Origin of the sequence: Nonomuraea basaltis, from assembly GCF_005893125.1 — a bacterium.
In the GTDB taxonomy this organism is placed as follows: Bacteria; Actinomycetota; Actinomycetes; order Streptosporangiales; family Streptosporangiaceae; genus Nonomuraea; species Nonomuraea basaltis.
In genome coordinates this window covers 17,316-37,706 of the sequence record NZ_VCJS01000119.1, presented here as the reverse complement: position 1 = coordinate 37,706, position 20,391 = coordinate 17,316, and the positions used below count along the sequence as shown (strand labels likewise).

At 69.7% G+C, this 20,391-nt stretch carries 27 protein-coding genes; 11 read left to right on the top strand and 16 right to left on the bottom strand.

Annotated elements, in window-relative coordinates; translation table 11 throughout:
* Window positions 1-217 (bottom strand): PadR family transcriptional regulator (locus EJK15_RS40935; RefSeq protein WP_138715856.1); only part of this gene is annotated, 217 nt, incomplete at its 3' end.
* A 275-nt stretch (window positions 218-492) separates the two neighbouring features.
* Between EJK15_RS40935 and EJK15_RS40930 the strand changes: the two genes are divergently transcribed.
* Both EJK15_RS40930 and EJK15_RS40925 read left to right on the top strand, forming a co-directional pair.
* On the top strand, window positions 493-1,002 hold the full coding sequence (locus EJK15_RS40930) for a recombinase family protein (RefSeq protein ID WP_240777539.1): 510 nt from the start codon (window positions 493-495) through the stop codon (window positions 1,000-1,002).
* A complete protein-coding gene (locus EJK15_RS40925; protein WP_138715854.1) occupies window positions 999-1,295 on the top strand; it encodes a hypothetical protein in 297 nt (98 codons plus the stop codon). The genes EJK15_RS40930 and EJK15_RS40925 overlap by 4 nt, the downstream gene beginning before the upstream one ends.
* 197 nt (window positions 1,296-1,492) lie before the next feature.
* Here the strand turns inward: EJK15_RS40925 and EJK15_RS40920 are convergent, their stop codons facing one another.
* From EJK15_RS40920 to EJK15_RS40910, 3 genes are all read right to left on the bottom strand, one after another.
* Complete coding sequence (locus EJK15_RS40920; RefSeq protein WP_138715853.1) at window positions 1,493-1,864, bottom strand: DoxX family protein; 372 nt, start codon at window positions 1,862-1,864, stop codon at window positions 1,493-1,495.
* 78 nt (window positions 1,865-1,942) lie between these two features.
* Window positions 1,943-2,623: an SDR family NAD(P)-dependent oxidoreductase gene (locus EJK15_RS40915; protein WP_138715852.1), complete on the bottom strand. Its 681-nt coding sequence runs from the start codon at window positions 2,621-2,623 to the stop codon at window positions 1,943-1,945.
* 31 nt (window positions 2,624-2,654) lie between these two features.
* The gene (locus EJK15_RS40910) at window positions 2,655-3,593 is read right to left on the bottom strand and encodes an NADP-dependent oxidoreductase (protein ID WP_138715851.1); all 939 of its coding nucleotides are present in this window, start codon (window positions 3,591-3,593) and stop codon (window positions 2,655-2,657) included.
* Between the two features lie 98 nt (window positions 3,594-3,691).
* Here EJK15_RS40910 and EJK15_RS40905 point away from each other — a divergent pair, with 98 nt between their 5' ends.
* Window positions 3,692-4,408: a TetR/AcrR family transcriptional regulator gene (locus EJK15_RS40905; protein ID WP_138715850.1), complete on the top strand. Its 717-nt coding sequence runs from the start codon at window positions 3,692-3,694 to the stop codon at window positions 4,406-4,408.
* Window positions 4,409-4,541: 133 nt separating this feature from the next.
* Here EJK15_RS40905 and EJK15_RS40900 read toward each other — a convergent pair whose 3' ends face one another.
* Window positions 4,542-4,976, bottom strand: coding sequence for a hypothetical protein (locus EJK15_RS40900; RefSeq protein WP_240777538.1), 435 nt, complete (start codon window positions 4,974-4,976; stop codon window positions 4,542-4,544).
* Between the two features lie 235 nt (window positions 4,977-5,211).
* On the opposite strand from EJK15_RS40900, the gene EJK15_RS73220 reads away from it, so the two are divergent.
* Both EJK15_RS73220 and EJK15_RS40890 read left to right on the top strand, forming a co-directional pair.
* On the top strand, window positions 5,212-5,442 hold the full coding sequence (locus tag EJK15_RS73220; protein ID WP_206061402.1) for a hypothetical protein: 231 nt from the start codon (window positions 5,212-5,214) through the stop codon (window positions 5,440-5,442).
* Entirely contained in the window at window positions 5,439-6,014 is a 576-nt protein-coding gene (locus tag EJK15_RS40890; RefSeq protein ID WP_138715848.1) for a helix-turn-helix domain-containing protein, read from the top strand. The genes EJK15_RS73220 and EJK15_RS40890 overlap by 4 nt, the downstream gene beginning before the upstream one ends.
* A gap of 99 nt (window positions 6,015-6,113) precedes the next feature.
* Here EJK15_RS40890 and EJK15_RS40885 read toward each other — a convergent pair whose 3' ends face one another.
* Together EJK15_RS40885 and EJK15_RS40880 are read right to left on the bottom strand one after the other, a co-directional pair.
* On the bottom strand, window positions 6,114-7,037 hold the full coding sequence (locus tag EJK15_RS40885; protein ID WP_138715847.1) for an RNA polymerase sigma-70 factor: 924 nt from the start codon (window positions 7,035-7,037) through the stop codon (window positions 6,114-6,116).
* Window positions 7,034-7,507 (bottom strand): NAD-dependent epimerase/dehydratase family protein, encoded by a 474-nt coding sequence (locus EJK15_RS40880; protein WP_206061401.1) that lies wholly within the window; start codon window positions 7,505-7,507, stop codon window positions 7,034-7,036. The genes EJK15_RS40885 and EJK15_RS40880 overlap by 4 nt, the downstream gene beginning before the upstream one ends.
* A 323-nt stretch (window positions 7,508-7,830) precedes the next feature.
* Between EJK15_RS40880 and EJK15_RS40875 the strand changes: the two genes are divergently transcribed.
* Window positions 7,831-9,579 carry a hypothetical protein gene (locus EJK15_RS40875; RefSeq protein WP_138715846.1) on the top strand — a complete coding sequence of 583 codons (1,749 nt, stop codon included), beginning with the start codon at window positions 7,831-7,833 and terminating at the stop codon, window positions 9,577-9,579.
* Window positions 9,580-9,804: 225 nt separating this feature from the next.
* On the opposite strand, the gene EJK15_RS40870 is transcribed toward EJK15_RS40875, so the two are convergent.
* The 8 genes from EJK15_RS40870 to EJK15_RS40840 all read right to left on the bottom strand — a co-directional run bounded on the left by EJK15_RS40870 (window position 9,805) and on the right by EJK15_RS40840 (window position 13,772).
* Window positions 9,805-10,407 carry a class I SAM-dependent methyltransferase gene (locus tag EJK15_RS40870; RefSeq protein WP_138715845.1) on the bottom strand — a complete coding sequence of 201 codons (603 nt, stop codon included), beginning with the start codon at window positions 10,405-10,407 and terminating at the stop codon, window positions 9,805-9,807.
* A 253-nt stretch (window positions 10,408-10,660) separates the two neighbouring features.
* The gene (locus EJK15_RS40865; RefSeq protein WP_138715844.1) at window positions 10,661-10,843 is read right to left on the bottom strand and encodes a hypothetical protein; all 183 of its coding nucleotides are present in this window, start codon (window positions 10,841-10,843) and stop codon (window positions 10,661-10,663) included.
* Between the two features lie 88 nt (window positions 10,844-10,931).
* Window positions 10,932-11,459 (bottom strand): hypothetical protein, encoded by a 528-nt coding sequence (locus tag EJK15_RS40860; RefSeq protein WP_138715843.1) that lies wholly within the window; start codon window positions 11,457-11,459, stop codon window positions 10,932-10,934.
* Window positions 11,459-11,974, bottom strand: coding sequence for a DUF5666 domain-containing protein (locus EJK15_RS40855; RefSeq protein WP_138715842.1), 516 nt, complete (start codon window positions 11,972-11,974; stop codon window positions 11,459-11,461). Before EJK15_RS40855 ends, EJK15_RS40860 begins: the two co-directional genes overlap by 1 nt.
* Before the next feature lie 22 nt (window positions 11,975-11,996).
* Window positions 11,997-12,539, bottom strand: coding sequence for a hypothetical protein (locus EJK15_RS40850; protein ID WP_138715841.1), 543 nt, complete (start codon window positions 12,537-12,539; stop codon window positions 11,997-11,999).
* 18 nt (window positions 12,540-12,557) lie between these two features.
* Window positions 12,558-12,716 carry a hypothetical protein gene (locus EJK15_RS71275; RefSeq protein WP_171074822.1) on the bottom strand — a complete coding sequence of 53 codons (159 nt, stop codon included), beginning with the start codon at window positions 12,714-12,716 and terminating at the stop codon, window positions 12,558-12,560.
* Between the two features lie 11 nt (window positions 12,717-12,727).
* Window positions 12,728-13,246 (bottom strand): hypothetical protein, encoded by a 519-nt coding sequence (locus EJK15_RS40845; protein WP_138715840.1) that lies wholly within the window; start codon window positions 13,244-13,246, stop codon window positions 12,728-12,730.
* Window positions 13,247-13,256: 10 nt separating this feature from the next.
* Entirely contained in the window at window positions 13,257-13,772 is a 516-nt protein-coding gene (locus EJK15_RS40840; protein ID WP_171074821.1) for a MauE/DoxX family redox-associated membrane protein, read from the bottom strand.
* 324 nt (window positions 13,773-14,096) lie between these two features.
* Here EJK15_RS40840 and EJK15_RS40830 point away from each other — a divergent pair, with 324 nt between their 5' ends.
* On the top strand, window positions 14,097-14,486 hold the full coding sequence (locus EJK15_RS40830) for a VOC family protein (RefSeq protein ID WP_240777537.1): 390 nt from the start codon (window positions 14,097-14,099) through the stop codon (window positions 14,484-14,486).
* A gap of 101 nt (window positions 14,487-14,587) precedes the next feature.
* Entirely contained in the window at window positions 14,588-16,984 is a 2,397-nt protein-coding gene (locus EJK15_RS40825; protein WP_138715838.1) for an ATP-binding cassette domain-containing protein, read from the top strand.
* 105 nt (window positions 16,985-17,089) lie between these two features.
* On the opposite strand, the gene EJK15_RS40820 is transcribed toward EJK15_RS40825, so the two are convergent.
* Complete coding sequence (locus EJK15_RS40820; protein ID WP_240777536.1) at window positions 17,090-18,217, bottom strand: SGNH/GDSL hydrolase family protein; 1,128 nt, start codon at window positions 18,215-18,217, stop codon at window positions 17,090-17,092.
* 1 nt (window position 18,218) lies between these two features.
* Between EJK15_RS40820 and EJK15_RS40815 the strand changes: the two genes are divergently transcribed.
* The 3 genes from EJK15_RS40815 to EJK15_RS40805 are packed head-to-tail and all read left to right on the top strand — an operon-like array spanning window position 18,219 to window position 20,364.
* Complete coding sequence (locus EJK15_RS40815; RefSeq protein WP_138715836.1) at window positions 18,219-18,824, top strand: hypothetical protein; 606 nt, start codon at window positions 18,219-18,221, stop codon at window positions 18,822-18,824.
* Window positions 18,821-20,077 carry an aKG-HExxH-type peptide beta-hydroxylase gene (locus EJK15_RS40810; RefSeq protein WP_138715835.1) on the top strand — a complete coding sequence of 419 codons (1,257 nt, stop codon included), beginning with the start codon at window positions 18,821-18,823 and terminating at the stop codon, window positions 20,075-20,077. Before EJK15_RS40815 ends, EJK15_RS40810 begins: the two co-directional genes overlap by 4 nt.
* A 26-nt stretch (window positions 20,078-20,103) precedes the next feature.
* The gene (locus EJK15_RS40805; RefSeq protein ID WP_138715861.1) at window positions 20,104-20,364 is read left to right on the top strand and encodes a helix-turn-helix domain-containing protein; all 261 of its coding nucleotides are present in this window, start codon (window positions 20,104-20,106) and stop codon (window positions 20,362-20,364) included.
* The last annotated feature ends 27 nt before the right edge of the window (window positions 20,365-20,391 follow it).

Here is a 20,391-nt window from a genome sequence, read left to right as displayed (position 1 = left end):
GCGTCAGCGCATAGACCTTGCGCTCCGGCCGCTCGGGCAGGCCGTCCGCCCGCTCACAGACAACGAGCCCCGCTCGCTCCAACCGGGCCAACGTCACATAGATCTGACCACGGTTCATCGACTCGCCCAGCGGACCGAGACTACGCCGCAGCCGAGCATGCAAGTGGTACCCGTGCGACGGCTCCTTGGCGAGCATCGCCAGCACTGCGTCCTGCACTCCACCCCCCTAACGGTTAGCCAATAGGTAGCGGTTACCCGTGGGAGATGTCAAAACGCTACATCTGGCGATCTCCTGGCCTGGCCCGCCATCAACTGAGGGATGGAGGAAAAGGCAGAGGTAATGGGCGGGCCGGTGGACCTGTCCCGGCGAGGACGGTTCACTGCGCCGCCGCGCCGCCGGCGAGTCCGTTGAGCAGACCCGGCCCGACGTGATCATCCCCACAGGCCGACGCAAGGGGCCACAACCCCAGCCTGGCCGGCATCTACCGGGCCTTGGCAGGGCACGACAAGCGAGCAGGCCCCGAACTCCAGGCCTGCCACACCTTCCTCGCCGAGGGCGACACTCTCGTCGTCCCCAGCCTTGACCGGTACGGGCGCACCATGAAAGACCTCATCGCCATGGTCTCCGAGCTCCAACGCCGCGAGATCGGCTTCACTTCTCTGCACGAGAAGCTCGACACCACCACCCCCGGCGGACGGCTCATCGTCCACGTCTTCGCCGCCCTCGCCGAGTTCATCCGCGAACTCATCGTCATCGGCACCCACGAAGGACTCGCCGCCGCCCGCGCACGCGGCCGCACCGGCGGACGCCCCACCGTCGTCGACACCGAACTCCTCAAAGCAGCCCGCGACCTGCTCCCCGACCCAGAACGCTCCGTCACCTCCATCGCCCGCCTCCTCGGCATCTGCGTCGGCACCCTCTACAACCACATCCCCGACCTCCAGGAACTACGCGCCGCCGGAGCCGAAGCAGCAGCCCTCACCCAAAGCACCACCCGATGAACCTCGACACCGTGAAGGCCCGGTGGGCGGATCACATGAGCGAGCCCTTCCCTGACGGGCTGCGCTGGATTGATGCGCCCAGCGGCGAGTCGGTCCCCGCGCTGGACTCCTACATCGCCGGCTGCGTCACCACGTACCTGTCCGGCCAGGGACCACTGGATCCCCAACGTCGGCAGATCCTCTGCGACTGCGCGGCAGAACTCGCCGCGGTTCTGCCCTCGTTGCCCGAAAGCGACGCGCCGTACGTCACCCGGCTGATCCAGATCGCCGACCTCGTCACGGCCCAGAACTAGGCCCGCATCCGCAGGCGTTCACGCTGCCCGCTCGACAAGCGCCGACCCGGGCGATCGTCAACGCGTGTACTTCATGACAGCTTCGTTACCGACACCCCACGTCCCGGTGATCCAGCGCGCTTGGATGACAAGGCGGCCGATGCCGCCGGTCGCGCCGAAGACGGTGACACGCATCAGGGGGTTCCTTGCGGTGAGGGTCAGAAGCTGTAGGGGCCGAAGCGTCCCCAGGCCACCAAGGCAGCCAGGATCAGCAGGACGGCGTTGAAGGCGATCGCGCCGGGTTCCTTGCGGCGGGCATGGGTGATCGCGGCCAGCACCATCACCACGACCAGGCCGGTCGCGGCCAGCGGGGTCAGCACGGGGGCGATGCCGGTGGCCGCGGGCAGGATCAGCCCGAGCGCGGCGGCGAACTCCACGATGCCGATGAGGCGGACGGTGGCCTGCGAGAAGTCGGCCGTCCAGGGCAGCTGGCCGACCAGCTTCTCCTTGGGCTGGGTGGACTTCATGACGCCGGCCATGGCGAACATGGCGGCCAGCACGGCCTGCAGGATCCACAAGAAGACGTTCACGTACGGATTCCTTGGCAGAGGGGGACGGGGTAGGGAGGGAGCGGATGCCCCCTCCCGGGACCGGGGTGGGCCGGCCGGTCAGGCGTTGAAGATGGCCTCGGATCGGCCGCGGTTTTCGTGCAGGTCCCAGTACAGGGGGGCGATCTGCTCGGGCATGGCCGCCGGAAATCCCGCCGGGCCGCCCCCGCCGATCCAGACGTTGATCGCCACGTGGGCGGCGTACACGCCGCTGCCGCCCAGTTCCTTGTTCAGGTTGATCGCCCAGTTGCGCAGAGCTGCTGCGGCCGCGTTGACGTTGCCGAGCATCGGCACCGGGTCCACGGAACCGCCGCCGGTGGTGAACAGCAGGGTCCCGGCGCCGGCCTCCCGCATGGCGGGCAGTACCGCCTGGGCCGCCGTGACGGCGCCGTAGAAGTTGTACTCGATCTGCGGCTGCAGATTGTCCACCGTGACCTCCGAGGGAGCGGCCAGAGTGAAGCCGGGCACCGGGAAGTGCGGGGCCGGGGAGTACTCCAGTACGTCGATGCCGCCGAAGCGGGCCTTGGCCGCATCCAGGGCATCGGTCAGTGAGGCGCGGTCGAGGATGTCGGCGGGGAACGCGGCGGCCGTGATGCCTTCCTGGCCGAGCTGGGCGACCAGCGTTTCCAGCTTCTCCTTGGTGCGGGCGATCAGGGCGACGTCGAAGCCGCGGCTGCCGAAGGTGCGGGCGATGGCCAGGCCCATGCCGGGGCCGGCGCCGACGATGGCGATGGTGGGCACGATCAAATCTCTTTCCGTGAAGCGATGGATGTCAGGAGCAGGCGATGGCGATCTTGCCCGGCGTGCTCGCGCCGAAGGCGGCGAACGCGTCCGTGACCTTCTCCAGCGGGTAGCTGGCGGTGACCGGCACCCGCAGCGCACCGGAGACGACCTGCCCAGCCAGGGCGGTCAGAGCCGGAGCGGTCGGGTCGGCCATGATCGTGTGGACGGTGACGTCCTGGCCCTTGACGGCATCCTGGGTCAGGCCGGTGGCGGAAGCGATCCGGCCGCCGGGCCGCACCAGTTCGGCGAGCTGGACGCCGTCGCCCGCCAGGTGCAGCACCGCGTCCACGCCGTCCGGGGCGATTCGGCGGACCTGGGCCTGAAGGTCACCGGTGAAGTCGACCACGTGGACCTCGGCGCCGGTCAGGCCGGTGACGAAGTCGGTCTGCGTACCGGGGCGGGCGGTCGCGATCACCTTCGCGCCGCGGGCGGCGGCGAGCTGCACGGCCAGCGAACCCACCCCACCGGCGGCCCCCGAGATCAGCACCGTCTCGCCCTCGGCCAGGGCCACCGCGTTCAGGCTGTCCACGGCGGTCGCCCCGGCCACGCCCAGCGCGGCCGCATCCTCCACCTCAAGGCCTGCGGGGATCGGGGCGACACCGTGTCCGGCGGGCACCGTGACGTACTCGGCCAGCGACCCGGCGCCCAGGTACGACCTCATCACCACACCGAACACCGCGTCGCCGACCGCGAAGCCCTCCACGCCCTCACCGAGCCCCTCGACGGTGCCCGCGAAGTCCTTGCCGAGCACCAGCGGGAACCGATGCTCCATCAACCCCTGCAGATAGCCGGCGGCGGTGGAGACGTCGATCCCGTTCAACGAGGCGGCGGCCACCTTCACCAACAGTTCCCCCGCCTCCGGGCGGGGAGTGTCCACCTCGGCCACGGCCGGGGCCTCGGGGACGGAGTTCAGCGTTACAGCACGCATGAGCTGCACCTTTCATAAAATGGAACGGCCTACCCGGTTCCATGGTGACAGCCTACAGCGAAAGTGGGCAGCCTGTTCCAGTTGGATAGAGTGAGATCGTGACACCCACCGCAGAGCCCGACTCCCCCGCCGACCGCCAACCCGAACCGGGACTGCGCGCCGACGCCGAACGCAACCGCGAACGCATCCTGGCCGCCGCCCGCCGCCTATACGCCAGCCACGGGCTCGAGGTCTCCATGGCCTGCATCGCCCGCGAGGCAGGCGTCGGCAAAGCTACTCTGTCGCGCCGCTTCGCCACCCGCGAAGACCTCATCAACGCCGTCTTCGCCGACCGCATGGACGCCTACGCCGCCGCCACCGCCACCGCCCTCGCCGATCCCGACCCCTGGCACGGCTTCATCGGCTTCATCCAGGCCGTGTGCGCCATGCAGGCCGCCGACCGCGGCTTCGCCGACGTGCTGGCCATGACCTTTCCCGCCGCCAAGGCGCTGGAAGAGCGCCGCGCCGAGGCCTACCAGGGCTTCCTCGAACTCATCGCCCGCGCCAAGGCCACCGGCCGCCTGCGCGAGGACTTCACCGACCAGGACATGGTCATCTTGCTGATGGCCAACGCCGGCGTCGTCGCCGCCACCGGCGACGCCGCCCCCGGCACCTGGCGCCGCCTGGTCGGCCAGATGCTGCGCGCCTACGCGGCCCCCGGCGCCGACCTCCCGCCTCTGGAGCAGGCTCCTGCACCCACCGCGCTGTATCGGGCGATGGTCCGCCTCACCCGCCCCGCCACCGGAGGGGACACCGAGCGAACAGACAGCCGCTGACGATGCCAACGATCATGATGGATGTCCCATGCCCATGTGCCGGACTCGGACAACGCGCCGGTCATCCCTTGCCCCCGCCTCATCATCGGCGCTCTGCGGGGTCGCCGTAACAGGGGGTGTTGTCAGGACGCCGTCACAGGTCCCAAACCGGGATGATTTTACCTTTCTTGAGGCAGCCCAGAGCGGGATGTCGCGGCGCGACAGCAGCCGGTGCAGGGTCGCCTTGGCGACCGCGCGGGTCTCGTCCGCGGTTTCCTTGCGACGTTCGGCGTAGGCCGGGACCGACGGCGCCGGCCCAGTGCATCTTGGTGCGGCACCAGGCGAGCCAGGAGGCGACGGCGGCGCGGTTGCGGTTCCACGTCGCCGGTGAGCTCGCCCCCCACAGCTCGCCCAGCGCCTGGCCGATCTCGGTGTCGATAACCTCGGCCAGCGGCCGGTCGCGGCCCAGCCGGGCGACGGCGCGGTCGATGGCCGAGGCGTAGGCGCGGTGGGTGTTGGTGTTGGCCGTGCGCGTCCAGCACCTCGGCGGTATGGGCTGTGGATGCGCGGTGCAAGGCGACGGCCACACCGTTCCAGGTCATTCCATGTGCTGATGCTACCGGCGCGTTCGTGACGCCGGCCTGCGCCTGCTGCATGCCGCGCTGCACACCGCCGGCCACCTCGTCGAAGCGGCGGGCCGGGCCGAAGGCTGGACGCTGGCTGGCAACAACCACTTCCCCGGCCAGGCCCGCATCGAGCTCACCCCACCCGAGACCGGCGCGCACCTCGCCGAGGCCGAGGAGAGGGAGAAGGCCGCCGTCCGGATGCGCGCGTTCATAGCCGCGGCCATCGCCGACGACCTGCCGGTCGCTGCCGAACATGACGACGAGGGACGCCGCCGCGTCGTACGGCTCGGCGACGTGCACGCCGCCCCGTGCGGCGGCACTCACGTGCGCAGCCTCGCCGACCTGCAACAGGTGACGATCTCCGCCGTGAAGTTGAAGAAGGGCCGCGTCCGCGTCTCCTACACCGCCGCCCACGAGCCGTTGCAATGAGCGCCCCCGGCCGGGACCGCCGTCCCGCCAGCAGCGCCGCCGCCGCGGCCGGCGCCCAAATCCAGCGCCGCCGACAGCAGCGCGGGATGAGCCAGGCCGAGCTGGCCCGCCGGACCGGGCTGAGCAAGGCGACGCTGTCGCAACTGGAGGCGGGCCTGGGCAATCCCACCATCGACACCCTGGACGCCATCGCCGTCGCCCTGGCCGTCCCCCTCACTGACCTGCTCATCCGCCACGGCGACCCCGGCACCATGCACCTCGCCTCGACAATCGCCAGCCCGGACGAACCCACCCGCGAACTGCTGCGCCGCATCAGCGGCGGCCACAGCCTGGAGATCTGGCGACTGCGCCTCCCGCCGAACACCGCCGTCGACGGCATTCCCCACGCCCCCGGCACGACCGAGCACCTTCTGCTCGCCTCGGGTAGCCTCCTCGCGGGTCCGGCCGACGATCTCCGCCGCCTGGAGGCCGGCGACATGCTGGCCTTCGCCGGCGACGCCCCGCACCGCTATCGCACCGACGGCACACCCGCCGACGTCACCGTCGTCATCGCCTCTCCGGTCGCCGGCTGAAAAGGCGCCCGTTCGTTCGGATGCTCCTCAGCCCCCTGCTCCTGCCGGTGAAGATGCTGAGCTGCTCGTAGAGGTTCGAGGTGCGGTCGACCGTTGCAGTTATTCCGTGGGCCGGCGTGCCTGTCTTACTTCGCGGTCGATTGCCCAGGCGTCCGCTACCGGGCCCACGTGCCCGAGCTTGTCGGGGTTGATCATCAAGCGGATCGTCTGGATCTGCCCGTCGAGCACATCGAGCGCCAGGGTGTGGAGCACCTTGCCGTCCCGGTCGCGGAAGATCGCGCCCGGCTGGCCGTTGACCTCGTGCGGCTCGAACGTCACGTCGATCCGGGCCATCCAGGGGAAGACGGAGGCAAGCAGCCGGGCCACTTTCTCGGCGCCGATGACGGCCCTGGCCAGCTGCGGGGCCTTGCCGCCGCCGTCGCCGACCATCGATACGTCGGCGGCGAGCAGATCCTGCAGGCCGGCGACGTCGCCTTCGCGGAGAGCGTCGAAGAACCGCGACGCCAGTTCCTCCCGCTCTTTGCGGTCCGCTTCGAAGCGGGGCCGGCCCGCGGCCATATGGCGCCGCGCCCGCACCGCCAGCTGGCGGCACGCCGCCTCCGAGCGCCCCACCGCCGACGCGACCTCGGGAAAGCCGAAGTCGAACACCTCCCGCAGTACGAAGACCGCCCGTTCGAGCGGGCTGAGCCGCTCGAGCAGGAGCAGGGCCGCCATCGAGACCGAGTCGGCCAGTTCTGCCGACCGCTCGGGGTCCTGGTAGGGGTCGGCGAGCAGCGGCTCGGGGAACCACGGCCCGACGTACTCCTCGCGCCGGACGCGGGCCGAGCGCAGCACGTCGATCGAGATCCGGGTGACCGTGGCCGACAGGAACGCCTTGACCGACCTGGGCTCGGTCGGAGAGGCCTCGTAGCGCAGCCAGGTCTCCTGGACCGCGTCCTCGGCCTCGCTCACGCTGCCCAGGATCCGGTAGGCGATCGAGAACAGCAGTGGCCGCAGCTCCTGGAACTCCTCGGTCCTGCTCATGCCAGCTCCTCCTTGAAGCCCTGGCGCCACGAGGGGTAGCGCAGCTGCCAGCCGAGTTCCCGCTTGGCCTTGGCATTGGAGAAGCCGAGCCCCTCCGTCATCATCGTCACCGCCATGTCACCGGCCAGTAGCCGGGCCAGCCACGCGGGGATGCGTATCGGCCGCTTCGCCCCTGCGTACGCAGCCAGATACGGCAGCCACTCGCTGACCGGGGCGGGCTCGTCGTCGACGATGTTGAACACGCCCGTCGCCTTCTGCTCCACGGCCAGGACGGTAGCACTCGCCGCGTCGTCGAGATGAACCCACGAGAAGTGGCCGCTGCCGCCCCCGACAAGCGGGAACTTCCGCTGGCGCACGAGCTCGACCTGATCACCGGTGGCGCCCGGCCCGTAGAACGGCCCGTAGCGCAGTGCCGCGCCGCCGGCCTTGACGACCACGTCCTCGACATAGCGCAGCGCCTCCGCCGACATGCGTAACTTCTCCGACAGCTCCTGGGCGGCAGCAGGTCGTCATCGCCTTCCATCTGACAATCGACTCTCAATCCCCGAGACGAGACAGCCCAGCCGTCTCAGGGTGTTTTGAACCCCTGGTCCTGAGCGGGACGGAGCTGGATGATCGGGAACTGCGTGTTGCCGCCGGTCAGCCGGTGAAGGCGGATACTGGTTCCGGTTCAGACCAAAAGTCATTCCATATCGAGATTCTCGGGCTAGAGTGGCCAAGCGTTTACATCCAGACGATTACGGATGGGGCCGAAAACTTCACCATGAAGATACGCAACTTAGCGTGCGCGATCATGCTTGCCCTCCTCGCCTCCCTGCTGGTGTCCGCCGCCCCTGCCCAGGCTGCGGTGCTGCCCGGCGGGAAGGCGAACTGGGTTGTCGCCATCGGCGGGCTTGAGGAGTTCAACAACGCCAGAAACTGGGTCCGTCTCGGCACCTACGAGTTCTCCATCAACGGCACGGTGAAGACCACCTACTGGTCGTGGAACCAGAGGGATCGCCCGATGCGCGTCAATGCCATGCGGGCCAACTGCCCGGGGGCGGTGCCCGACTGCCCGATCAGGACGGTCGATGGCTTCACCGGCGCACCCACGGGAAGCTTCACCGGCACTTTCACCTACACGCCCGGCCATGCCACCGTCACCTGGGACGGCGGCAAGGTAGAACGCTGGACCGTGGTGGACGGGCTGGCCGGCGGCAAAGTGGCCCGCATGTTCAGCACGACCTACTACGGTGACGACCAGAATGCGCCCATTCCGAAGGACTTCTCCAACTACGGAGCGACGTTCGGCGTCGGATACGGCAGCAACGCCTCGCTGAACACTCGGATCAGCACGGACCAGCTGTTGGATGACAGCCACTACAACGCGGAAGCGTACAAGGGAGCATTCGTACGCTACACCAGTGACATGGTGCGACGAGAAGCCGCTGGCGGCGACTGGCACTACGGCGACTGGTCCAGGTGTGACGGGGCGCCCTGCGCCGGATACCTCCAGTACAGCGACACCTGCAAGAAGAACCTCACGACCCCCACCAACCCCAACCCGAGCCCCCACCGCGTCCGCTACATCGGGCAGATCGGGCAGCAGGACCGGCGCGACACCGAGGAGTACTGGTGCCAGGGGCTCGCGAGAGAGGGCAGCACCTGTTACATCTGGAACTCCCACCCCCGCCCAATGCTCCAGGTGATCGATGATGCCGGCGAGTTTCAGGGCTGGGTCGGCGTGGAGGCGTTCACCCATGTGGAAACCAGCGACCCGCCCACGCCGAGCTACCAATACGCCTCCGACTACTGGGGCGTCTTCGACATGGTCTCAGTCCCTGCGCTGAATCCGCTCGTCCCAGCGGGCTCCGCCGTTTCCAAGTTCCGGGGGGACTACGGCAACAGTTACACCCAAGGCAAGGTCGAGTGGGACAAGGAGGCGCCGCGAGGCTTCGTCAACGGCATCAACCATGTGGAGAGCGGCTGCCGTTACGTCGAGGCCGTCGCGCTGTCCGATAAGGCAGCGACGGACCGCATGACCTCCAGCCCGCTCTGTGCCGGCATGGAGCCCGACGGCACCCGGCCGTTCGAGGGAGTGCTCAGCGTGAACCCGGACAGCACCATACGAGTCTTCTACTGGGTCTCCGACGACGGGGGCCAGAACTACGCGATAAAGGACGTGGCCATCTGCACGCGCACGCAGATGATCTGCGTGGACACCGATCTCACCGAGTTCCGCGCCACCCACGGAGCCAGCGTGGCCTCGGGCAAACTGATCTGGAAGAACCGCAGCATCGAGGTTACCGGCCTCAACCATGTGGAGAGCGGCTGCCGTTACGTCGAGGTCGCCGCGTTCGCGGTGGGCGCTCCCCCGGACCGGATGACCTCCAGCCCGCTCTGCGCCGGCATGGAGCCCGACGGCACCCGGCCGTTCAGTGGTGACCTCGTGGCCGACGTGGAGGGCGGACCCGGATCCGTACTGATCACCTACTGGGCGTCCGACGGCGGCGGCTACGTCGTAGCCGACACCGTCACCTGCACCAGGAGAGGCTGCGCTTAGGCGAGTTTTCGCCGGTTGGCTCAGGACCGGTCCAGCGGCGCGGTGGGCTTCTTGTGGCCGGGCAGCTTGGCCACGACTCCCCCGCGGTCCGGCCAGGGCGTGCACGCCCTGGCCGCACTTTTTATAGGTGGGGCGCCATAGATAGGTGCAGCCCAGGCGGCATGACCGGAGGGACGGCTCATGCCAAGCTGTCCCTCCACGATTTGAGGGCTCCGAGACAACTGCTCAGTCCTGCGGCTTGCGCCACGTGATGCTGTAGCGCAACAGGAGGTGACGGCGATACTGGGAGCCGGGCAGGATCTCGGCGGCCAAGGCTCGCATCTGCGGGTACGTCACCGGCGGCGGCCACACCGTGGGGGATGGATGCTCCCAGTGGCCCTTCGTGGTGCGGTGAATGGTGCTGACGGCGACGCCGGCCAGGTCGCGCGGCAGGTCGTTGGGCATGGTGCTACGGGCCAAGCCGACGATGGCCAGGACGCCACCGGGGCGCAGCAGATCGCGCATACGGGCCAGCCCGGTGGCGGCGTCCATGTGGTGCAGGGTGGCCACCGACGCGACGACGTCGAACGAGGCGGGCTCGAAGGGGTGGGTGAGGAAATCGCCGAGGATGTAGTCGACGTCGTCCGGGTGCTCACGGGCTTGGTCGATGCTGGGCGCGTCGAGATCGATACCGGTGACGCGCGGCACGGCCCGCCGTAGTTCACGGGCGAGCATGCCCTCGCCGCAGCCGACGTCGAGGCCGCGCCGGGCACCATCGGGGACCGCGCGCAGGATGCGGGGGTGGTAATGAATGTTGTGGTTCCATCGCCTGCCGTTCTTCACTGTCATGTGATCATCCTGCCGGACACACGCTCGCCGGAGCCGTCGATGCGGAACCTGCCAGTATCGCAAGACATGTGCCGGTCACCAGTCGCGTTCTTCGGGCCTAGCTGAGCATCTGCAGGAATTCCCAGTGGCCGCGGATCAGGGTGGCGACGTGGGCGCGGGTGGCCCCGCGCCCACCGCACCACGCGGCTTCACTCAGGTGCAGGCTCGGTGATTCACTCTGCAGATGCATGTGCCGCCGGAGCGCGAGTAGTAGTCACAGCAGTCGAACCGGTACAGCGTGCTGCCCAAGTAGGCACACGTCGTCCAGCAGTACTTGCCGCTGCACGTGTTGGTCCTGGTGCAGTTTGCCACGCAGCAGGACGTGGCTGAGCAGCAGGTACAGGTCGGATAGCCCGAGCAGCCCGCCGGCGCCGCCTCGGCTCGTCCGGGGAACCACGCGTGGGTGGCCACACCGACGAGTGTCGCCCCGGCGGCGGCGAGGAACCTGTTCCTCGTCAACCGCGTCTTCTTCACGTGCTCGACGATCATGCTTTCGTCCCCTCTGGTACGTCCGCTCTCTGTTCCCACAGCACTTCGAGGTCCGCGGCGCTGTCGGCGTTGCTGCCCGTCGCGAAGGCGACCAGGAACCCGTCCCGCTGCAGGACGACAGTGGGCCACATCGCCATGGGCAGGTCGGCGTCGACGGCCTTGGCCTGCTCGCTGTCGAAGGCCTTGACGTGCGGCGGGAGCATCGCGAGCAGCTCCGTGGTGGAGTCGCCGGCGATGATCGCCACCGTTTGACGGCCCGCGAACCTGTCCAGATCGGCCGCGAGGCCGTGACAGGTGCCGCAGGTGCTGGACATGAAGAGCAGCAACGCGTCCTGCGTCGTGTCAGGGATCAGCCGGACCAGGCTGTCCGGAAGCTTCCTCCCGATGATCAGCTGGGTGCTGGGATCCACGCCGCGCCCGGTGAGGCGCAGGCGAAGCTCCGCGATTCCCCGCAGACAGGCCAGGAAGGCCACCGTGAGGACGACGCACGCCACCACCAGCACGACGGCGAGAACACGTTCCATCAGGCGGCCTGCTTCAGGCGCCGCATGAAGTGGACGGTCAGGGTGCCGTCCACGCGGTTGTCGAAGCACTCCAGCACGACGGTGTCTCCGGCCTTCAGCGGCTTGGCCAGCGGCTTGGCGGACGGTTCGACCGCCATGCCCTCGTAGTGCACCGTCCGCGGGTCGAGCAGGCACTCCTGACCGTTCACCGTGATGCGGTCGGCGGTGACCTTCGTCACGGTCCCGTTGACGTTGCGGTGCAGGGTGACCGCGACGCGCTCCCCAGGGGTGACCTCGTCGATCACGACGAGGTCACCGGTCCTGAGCGTCCAGCCGTAGGGCAGTTCCTCGGCCTTGGCCGTGACGGGTGCGGCGGTCGCGAGGCCGGCCGAGCCGCCGAAGCGCACGGTCACGTCCTGCCCCGAACCGCTCGCCAGGACGCCGATGGGGGCGTCGGACGGGGGCAGCGGCGAGTCGCCGGCCGGATCTCTGAGGATTCCGGCGAACAGCCCGCGTCTGGTCCTTTTCTCCTTCATCACCACTTCCTCTCTCTGTTGGTTACAGCAAGGGCGTCAGAATGGGATACAGGGCGCCGAGTGCGGCGAGGGCCAGCGGGTCGGTGACCATGCGGGCTCGGGCGATCCCGCCGGTGACGTAGACGTCCACCGAGGTGAGCAGCGCGGACAGGCCCACCCGCGTCAACGCGAAGACCGTGTGGCCGGCCGCTCCGAGCACCGGGTCGGCGGCGACGAAGGCGGCCAGCGGGACCACGTACCAGAGCCAGAAACCGATGCGCGTGGTGAAGCCGAGGCCGAGCGCGAAGCCGTTGTACGCGGCGGTGCGCCAGTCGTTGTACCCGAGCCAGCGGGTGTCGGTCTCCCGGTCCAGTTGCCAGGGAACCGGCCTGAGCGCCGCTCCGACGATGACGGCCGACACAGCGGTCACGGCGAGCAGAGCCCGCGTCGGGGGCTCCACTGCCGCGCCGAGGAGCCCGGCGAAAGCCCCGGTGAGCGCTGCTCCGGCCATTGCCGACAGGATGAGGACGGCACCGGCCACCACCGAGGAACCGAAGCACCCGGACACGCGGGCGCGCGTGATCATGATGATCACGTTGGGGCCTCAAGGGAGGGTCTGCTGCGCGATCCCCACGATCAGGGCAGCCATGAGGAGCAGCGTCCAGGACTGGAGACCCGCGAGGTAGCCGGCCAGCACGCCGGCCGCGGCCGGCGGTATCGCCAGCGCCGGCCTGATACGGGAACTGGTGAGGTCGTTGCCCATCGTCGTCTCCCTCACGTGCCGACCGAGGCCGCGCCGTAGGCGGCACGATGGAGATGCTCCAGGTCGTCGGCGGACCGCAGGACGCCCTTGGCCACCACCAGGCCGTTGGACACCGCCACGCCGAAGGGGCCGGAGTGCACCTTGTACCGCTCTCTCACGGCGCCGGCCTCATCGCCCGTGAGCACGCGCGCGTCGTCGGGCAGAATGCGCGCAAAACCGGCCGAAGACCCGGCCATGGTGCCGTCGCTGACCACGCAGGCGAACGCACCCGGTTCGGCGGACCCCGCCACCTGCGTCGCCACCTCGTGGCAGGGCTCGCAGTCCCCGAAGAAGAACAGGACCACGTCGTCGGGCCGCAGGCCGGGGAACGGCGGGGCGAGCGCGCCGACGGCGAGCCCGTCGGCGGGCGCGGCCCCGCTCACCGCGACCCGGTCCTGAAGAATCGACAGTTCGCGGCGCACGATCAGCAGCCCGAGGGTGAGGAGAAGCAACCAGACGGAAGACACGACCAATAACGCGGTGTAGCTCATGATGCCTCATTCACCCGTCGAGCCGGACGCTGAAAGGCTTGACCACGGCCAATGTGGATATCAGCAGATATCCGCAGGCGATGACCGTGCCGATGAGCAGTCCTGAAATGCGCTGGTCCATGGTGGGCACCGCCGGCGTCGCGGCGACGAACGCCGCGACGCCGATCAGGACGAGGTTCCTCACCACGGTCGCCCACGAGGTCGTCTCGCCCGTGCCGAAGCAGGCGCACTCCACGCTCTGCCCGGCCAGGACCGACCGTACGACCACCGCGGTGAAGGCGACCAGGAGCACAAGGGCACAGGCCGCGGCCGGGAGCAGGGCCGGGCTGAACACCACGGCGATGCCGGCCGCGACCTCCAAGGCTCCAAGGAGCCGGCCCAGGCCGGGCCGTACGCGTCTGACGACGCCGAAGCGCACCAGCGCGAGCGCGAGCCCGAACGGCCGTCTGATTTTGGGAACGCCACTGGCAATGAAGAGAGCGGCAAGAAGACCACAGCCCGCCCCCGCTAGATCGGCGAGGTCCATGGGACATGATCGTAAACGGCGACGATACATTGATCAATGAGAAATCGACATTTTCTCCGATCTCGGTGTCAGCGGTGCTGTTAAGTACTCAAACGGCCTATTCAGCGGGCCAGGCGGAGATGGAACAGCCGCCCAGCACGCTGGACCGGACGACTCCTGTCTCGCCGCCCGGCAGACTGGGAGGACTCCTTGAAATGCCCGCACCTACCGGCGCCACGCTGTGCGCGCGACGGCGGGGATGCCGTCGTGCCTGGCGAAGCAGGTGACCGAACCGATCAGGAATCGAGAAGCGCCGGCCCCCGAGCCGCACCTAGCCTGACCGTCATGGACATCACCACCACGACTTCGGGAGTGAACATGACCGGCTCTTCCACCCAGGGAATCAAGACCGTGCTGCATCCCGTGTCCGACCTGGCGACGGCCAAGGCGGTGTACGCCGCCCTGCTCGGCGTACCGCCGCAGACCGACGGCTCCTACTACGTCGGCTTCGAGGCCGCCGGTCAGCACATCGGGCTGGTGCCGGGCGGTGGATCGCAGGGCATGACCTCTCCGGTGGCCTACTGGCACGTGCCGGACATCGAGGCGAAGCTGGCCGAGGTGACCGCCGCGGGTGCCACCGTGAATGAGCCCGCGCACGACGTCGGTGGCGGCCGCCTGGTGGCCACCGTCATCGACCCCGATGGTAACGTCCTCGGGCTGCTTCAGGACCGATGAGTGCCGACCCCCGCTCCCGCGAGGCGCTGCTGTGGTCAGATCGAGCCAGGCGACGCCGACGGAGACCGCGAAGGCGGTCCCGCGTAAAAGATGGAGACACGATGAGCATGGCCGCGAGGACGGACACGCAGTCGCCTGCGCTGCACGTTGCCGACAGCCACGATTTGATCCGCGTGCATGGCGCGCGCGTGAACAACCTCAAAGACGTCAGCGTCGAGATCCCGAAGCGCCGGCTGACGGTGTTCACCGGCATCTCTGGCTCGGGCAAGAGCTCGCTGGTGTTCGGCACGATCGCCGCGGAGTCGCAGCGGATGATCAACGAGACCTACAGCGCCTTCGTGCAGGGCTTCATGCCGACGCTGGCGAGGCCCGAGGTCGACGTACTCGAAGGGCTGACGACCGCGATCATCGTCGACCAGCAGCGGATGGGTGCCGACCCCCGCTCCACGGTCGGCACCGCCACTGACGCCAACGCGATGCTGCGCATCCTCTTCAGCCGGCTCGGGCAACCGCACATCGGCTCGCCCAGCGCGTTCGCCTTCAATGTCCCCTCGGTTCGAGCGAGCGGTGCGATCACGGTCGAACGCGGTGACGGCAAGACCAAGGCCGTGAAACAGACCTTCACCCGCACCGGCGGCATGTGTACGCGCTGCGAAGGCCGGGGCACGGTCTCCGACATCGACCTCACCCAGCTCTACGACGACTCCAAGTCGCTCGCCGAGGGCGCGTTCACCATCCCCGGCTGGAAGTCGGACAGCTTCTGGACGGTGCGGGTCTACGCCGAGTCGGGCTTCGTCGACCCGAACAAGCCGATCCGCAAGTACACCAAGAAGGAGCTCCACGACTTCCTCTACAAGGAGCCGGTCAAGGTGAAGGTCGACGGCGTCAACCTCACCTACGAGGGGCTGATCCCCAAGGTCCAGAAGTCGTTCCTCTCCAAGGACAAGGAAGCACTGCAGCCGCACATCCGGGCGTTCGTGGACCGGGCGGTCACCTTCACCGCCTGTCCCGAGTGCGGTGGCACCCGGCTCAGCGAGGCGGCCCGTTCCTCGCGGATCGGCGGGATCAATATCGCCGACGCCTGCGCGATGCAGATCAGCGACCTCGCCGGATGGGTCCGCGGCCTCGACGAGCCGTCGGTCGCGCCGTTGCTCGCCGCGCTGTTGCAGACCCTCGACTCGTTCGTGGAGATCGGGCTGGGCTACCTCTCGCTCGACCGGCCGGCGGGCACGCTGTCGGGCGGCGAGGCGCAGCGCGTCAAGATGATCCGCCACCTCGGCTCCTCGCTCACCGACACGACCTACGTCTTCGACGAGCCCACCGCGGGCCTGCACCCCCATGACATCCAGCGGATGAACGACCTGCTGCTGCGGCTGCGGGACAAGGGCAACACGGTGCTCGTCGTGGAGCACGAGCCGGAGACGATCGCGATCGCCGACCACGTCGTCGACCTCGGCCCCGGCGCCGGTACGACGGGCGGCACCATCTGTTTCGAGGGCACCGTCGAGGGGCTGCGGGCCAGCGGTACCGTCACCGGCCGCCATCTCGACGACCGGGCCGCCCTCAAGCCCACAGTGCGCACACCCACCGGCACGCTGGAGATCCGCGGCGCCACCTCACACAACCTGCAGGACGTCGACGTCGACATCCCGCTCGGGGTGCTTGTCGTCATCACCGGCGTCGCCGGCTCCGGCAAGAGCTCGCTCGTGCACGGGTCGATCCCCGCCGGCGCGGGTGTGGTCTCGATCGACCAGGGCGCGATCCGCGGCTCGCGACGGAGCAATCCGGCGACGTACACCGGACTGCTCGACCCGATCCGCAAGGCGTTCGCGAAGGCCAACGGCGTGAAGCCGGCGCTGTTCAGCGCCAACTCCGAGGGTGCCTGCCCCAACTGCAACGGCGCGGGCGTCATCTACACCGACCTGGCGATGATGGCCGGCGTCGCCACCACCTGCGAGGAGTGCGAGGGGAAGCGGTTCCAGGCATCGGTGCTGGACCACCACCTCGGCGGCCGCGACATCAGCGAGGTGCTCGCGATGTCGGTGACCGAGGCCGAGGAGTTCTTCGGCGCCGGCGAGGCGCGCACGCCGGCCGCGCACGCCATCCTCCACCGGCTCGCCGACGTCGGGCTCGGCTACCTCAGCCTCGGCCAGCCGCTCACCACGCTGTCCGGCGGCGAGCGGCAGCGGCTCAAGCTGGCCACCCACATGACCGAGAAGGGCGGCGTCTACGTCCTCGACGAGCCGACCACCGGCCTCCACCTCGCCGACGTCGAGCAGCTGCTCGGCCTGCTCGACCGGCTCGTCGACTCCGGCAAGTCGGTCATCGTCATCGAGCACCACCAGGCGGTCATGGCGCACGCCGACTGGATCATCGACCTCGGCCCCGGCGCCGGCCACGACGGCGGCCGGATCGTCTTCGAGGGCACACCCGCCGACATCGTCGCCGCCCGCTCCACCCTCACCGGCGAGCACCTCGCGGCCTACGTCGGCACCTGACCGAGGCCCTCGCGGTGTCGAAGCCCCGTGGAGTCCAGCGCAAGACCCGCACCGCCCGAACCAGCCGCACGGCAGGGACCGACTACGGATTCGGCAACGGCCACATCAGCGGAGGTCGGCGGGGTCGACGGCGTGAGCCGTCGCGCGATAGCCGGCGTCGTTGAGGTGCAGGTGGTCGCCTGAGTCGTAGGCGGGGTCGAGCTGGTCCTCGTCGGAGGGTGAGGCCAGGGTGCGGTCGAGGTCGACCACCGCGTCGTACTCGCCCGATGTGCGGATCCAGGTGTTGACCTCATCCCGCTTGCTCTCGCTGTGCGCGCTGTAATACCGCGAGCCCTTCATCGGCGGCAGGGTGGCGCCGATGACCCGCAGTCGCTTGGCGCGGGCCTGCCGGATCAGGTCGCGGTGCCCGGCGATGATCTGCTGGGCGGAGACGTCGGTGGGTGGTGCGCCGATCGGGGAGGGGGCCTGGCTCATCCCGATGTCGTTGATGCCCTCCAGGATGATGACCGTGCCCACGCCGGGCTGGCTGAGGACGTCGCGCCGGAAGCGGGAGGTGCCCTTGTCGCCGAGCCACATGGAGTCGACCGTCACCCGGTTTCCGCCGATGCCCTGGTTCAGTACGGCGCGAGGCCGGCCGGCGGCGGCCAGGCGCTCGGCGAGCTCGTCGGGGTAGCGGTTGTCGGTGTCCGGGCTGGACCCGTAGCCGTCTGTGAGGGAATCTCCGAAGGCCACCACGCCCTCACGTCGCGTGCCGCCGATGACATCGACTCCGCTCAGGTAGTACCACGACTGGGAGGTCTCGGTGAACGCCGTGCCGCCGATGTCGGCCCGGTGGTCGCCGGTGGACCGGTAGCTGGTCGCCATGGCCTGGGCATGGTAGGTCGCCGGGCCGGTCGGTGTGGCGAGGTAGAGCGTGATCGTGACCGAGTCCAGGGCGTCCAGCGGCAGCGGCACCGGATCGCTGGCGATTTCGGCGCCGGCCGGGACGGTGAAGGTCCGCGCCCGGTTGACGGTGAGATGCCGGAGCGACCCGCGCCGGATGGCGGCGCCGGCGGCGGTGCGGGCGATGGTGGCCCCGGCGACCTTCAGCGGGGTGGCGCCGTAGGTGTTGGACAGGCGGATCCGGGCCGCCGCGCCGCCGGCGCTGATCCTGACCACCTGGTGGATCGTCTGATGGGCGAAGCCCTGCTCGCTGGCCGCCCGCGAGGGGCGCTTCGCCGGTCTGCTGTGCACGGTGGACCTGCGCAACGATCCGGTCGAGGCCTACGAGGACCTGATCCGCCTCCGGCCGCCGGCCGTCGACTTCCTGCTCCCCCACGGCAACTGGTCCCGGCCACCGCCCGGACGCGTGCCCGGGGGCGGCACGCCGTACGCGGACTGGCTGATCGCCGTCTTCGACAGGTGGTACGGCGCGGCCGCGGCGGAGACGGCGGTGCGGATCCTCGAGGGGATCCTCGTGCTGGTGCTGGGCGGCCGGTCGGGAACCGAGGGCATCGGGCCGGAGCCGGCAGCCGTCGTGGTGGTGGAGAGCGACGGCTCGATCGAGCTGAGCGACGCGCTGAAGTCCGCCTACCACGGCGCGCCCCGTACCGGGCTGCACGTCACCACAGACCCCTTCGGCGCCGTCTTCGACGTGCCGGGCGTGGCGGTCCGGCGCCCACCGCCGGCCGCCTGCCGTCCCTGCCCGCATCTGCGGGTGTGCGGTGGCGGGCACGTCGCGCACCGCTACCGCGCCGGGGCCGGTTTCGACCACCCCAGCGTCTACTGCCCCGATCTCTACCGCCTGATCGAGCACATCGGCGGCAGGGTGGCCAGCGACCTCGTACGGCTCCGCGCATGATCTCCGGGTTCGGGGTCTCCCCCGCTGCCCTCGACGACCTCGCGCGCGGCGGCGCCGCGCCGGCCAGCCTGGCCGACGTGGAGCGCAGCAAGAACGTGCTCCTTCTGCGCGCGGTCGTGGCCCGCAGCCGCGCGCTCGGCCATCCCGGCGCGCGGGCCGCCGCGGACGGGTACCGGCTGCTCTCCCGCGTCCAGCGCGCCAGCCCCGCGGCGGCGGCCGAGGTGCTGGGTTATCCGCTGCTCGGCACGTGGGCCTCGGCCACGCTGGCGGCCCTGGGCCGCCGGGAGGACGCGGCCCCGCAGCGGCTGGCGGCCGTCGCGGGCAGCGTCGTGCTGCTGGCGCGGCTGCCGATCACGGCGCGGTTCCCCGCCGAGGCGGGGGCGGTCGCGCTGCCGGGCGTGGGGCGGCTCGTGCTGCCGGGCGTGGCCGAGGGTCAGCCCGTCACGCTGACCCCTCCCTACCTCGACGTGGGCGGGGAGCGCGTCCGGCTGCCCGCCGAGCTGCGCTCGGACGACGGGCGCTGGGAGGGCGTACGCGACATTGGGTTGCTGCTCGACGACGTGGACCCCTGGCGGTTCCCCGGCCCCATTCCGCCTCTGGGCCGGCTGACCGGAACGGAGGCGACGGCCTGGGAACGGCTGGTCGGGCAGGCCAGGGGCATCCTGGAGGCCAACCATCCCGCCGTCGCGCGAGCACTGGACGCGATCACCAAGGTCCTGGTGCCCATCTCACCACCGCAGGCGGGCACACGCAGCGCGACGGCCAGGACGGCGTACGGCAGCGTCGCGATGTCGTGGCCGCACGACGCCAGGTCCGCCGCGCTCGCGCTGGCCCACGAGGTGCACCACGCCAAACTGGCCATGCTGATGGACCTGTTCGACCTGGTGCGGCCGGGGGCGCGGGGGCGCTTCTACGCGCCGTGGCGCGACGACCCGCGACCGGCGGCGGCGCTGCTGCAGGGCGCCTACGCGCATATGGGGGTGGCCGGGTTCTGGCGGGCGGAGCGTCACCTGGCGCCCGATCCTGAGGTGGCGCACAGCGAGTTCGCACGGTGGCGGGACGCGGCGCACGAGGCGTGCCTGACGCTGCTCAAGAGCGGGACCGTCACCGGGCTGGGCCGGCGCTTCGTCGAGGGCATGCTGGAGACGCTGGCGGCCTGGCGTACCGACCGGGTGCCGGCGGAGGCGTCGGCGATGGCGCGACGGGCCGCCACCCGGCACCGGCTGCAGTGGTCGCTCCGGTACGGGCGCTGAGCCCTCCCCCGTCGGTGCGTGTGAGCATGGTGAACTGCCGGATGTTCTCGCGCGCCGAGCTCGACGCGGCAAGGTGGGTGACGTCACGAGCCGAGAAGTTCGACCCGCTCGCCGTTCTCACACCACAAGAGCGGCAGATCGCCCAACTCGCGGCCCAGGGCCTGTCCAACCGTGACATCGCAGCCCGGCTGTTCCTGAGCGCACGCACGGTTGGCCAGCACCTGTACAAAGCGTTCCCCAAGCTGGGCGTCACATCCCGGACAAAGCTCAGAGATCTGTCAATGTGACGCGACCTCTCGTGTAGCACCCGCGTA